General features: G+C 45.8%; 1 pseudogene. It reads left to right on the top strand.

Features of this window, described 5'->3' with window-relative positions:
* Positions 1–517: pseudogene (locus tag R7E38_RS23390) on the top strand (nicotinate phosphoribosyltransferase); the annotation flags it as partial.

Below are 517 nucleotides of genomic sequence, written 5' to 3' on the forward strand. Positions count from 1 at the left end.
TATCCTGATGCGATGGTGTCATACAAATTCATCGTGCGTAGCGAAGAAGATCTGTCGGAATTGCTGCCAGAGGTAAAGGCAGAAGTTCTTAAACTTCAAGATGTTCGCTTTACTGAAGATGAAATTGCGTACATGAAGTACGTTGCGCCGTACCTAAAGCCCGAGTTTGTCGAAGCGTTACGTCACTTCCGTTTTAACCCGCAAAGCGATGTCTCTTTCCACAACAAAACCATGTCGGATGGCTCAAGCCAGTTACGCATTACAATCAATGGTTTGTGGAAGGAAACCATTCTGTACGAAACCATCATCATGAGCATTGTGTCGGAAGTTCGCAGCCGTCAACGTTGGTCAGATATCCCGTTCGAGCAGTTCCAAACCGTATTGGAAGACAAAGTTCGCTATTTGAAAGCCGAACTAGAACGTCGCAACATTACTAACTTCAAATTCGCAGATATGTCGACGCGTCGCCGTTTCTCTTTTCAAGCGCAGCGCACCATGTTGGAGTACTTAAGCAAGG

Origin of the sequence: Vibrio sp. Vb2131 (assembly GCF_033338535.1) — a bacterium.
GTDB lineage: Bacteria > Pseudomonadota > Gammaproteobacteria > Enterobacterales > Vibrionaceae > Vibrio > Vibrio alginolyticus.